We start from the raw sequence: 1,040 nt of genomic DNA on the forward strand, positions 1-1,040 counted from the left end.
TAAATACTACTCCACTTACTGATGCAACTTATTATGCAACACAAACTGCAACTAATGGATTAGCTTGTGAAAGTGTTAGCCGATTTGCTGTAGCAGTAGCCATCACAAAAACGCCTGCTCCTAGTGGTTCAGGCAATCAAATCGTTTGCAATAGTGGAACCATTAGTGACTTAATAGCCTCTGGAACTTCTATACTTTGGTATGCCAATCCGAGTGGTGGAACTCCTCTTAATCCAACAACTGCTCTAGTAAATGGTACTACTTATTATGCCTCTCAAACCCTATCCGCTTGTGAAAGCAGTACTAGATATCCACTTGCCGTAACCATAACAGACCCTGCTTTACCACTATCTGCTGGAAATCAGTCCGTGTGTCAAACCAATCCGATTCAAACTCTTATTCCAGTAGCAACTTCACCAGATGGTGGAACTATTACTTGGTATGATGCTCCAACTGGAGGTAACCTAATTGCTTCTCCTTCTTGGAATAGCGTTGGCTCGACTACTTTTTATGCTCAAAACAATAGCAATTCTTGTACTAGTACAGCAAGAACTCCTGTTGCACTTGAAATTAAAGCTGCTCCGCTACTTACTATTACCAATACAACTTGTGCTGCTAACCTACTTACCTACTCGGTTACTTTTAATGCCACTGCGGGAACAAACATTAGCGTTGTTCCAAATGTAGGTACCGTAAGCGCTTCTGGTATTACTAATATTCCTGCTGGAACAAACATTACTATCAATGCCAATGTTGCTGGCGGATGCAATGAAGCGATACCAATTACTGCACCTGATTGTAGCTGTCCAATTGTTGCTACTCCTATTGCAAGTGCCAACCAAACTATTTGTGAAGGACAAAATAATCCAACGCTAAGTGTGAGTGTAGCTGCGCAAGAAACCGCTGATTGGTATACAACACAAACTGGTGGCGCTCCGTTTTTGACTAATGCCTTGAATTTTACACCTACCGTAACTGCCACTGGAAATTATACGTATTATGTGGAAGCGAGAAATACCACAACCAACTGTACAAGTACC

The 1,040-nt window shown here is 41.7% G+C and carries 1 protein-coding gene; it reads left to right on the forward strand.

Annotated elements, in window-relative coordinates:
* The coding region (locus ACSVH9_RS16255; RefSeq protein WP_438064621.1) for a hypothetical protein at positions 1-1,040 on the forward strand (1,040 nt) is incomplete at both ends.

The sequence above is a fragment of the Flavobacterium sp. RSSB_23 genome, from assembly GCF_051547145.1.
In the GTDB taxonomy this organism is placed as follows: domain Bacteria; phylum Bacteroidota; class Bacteroidia; order Flavobacteriales; family Flavobacteriaceae; genus Flavobacterium.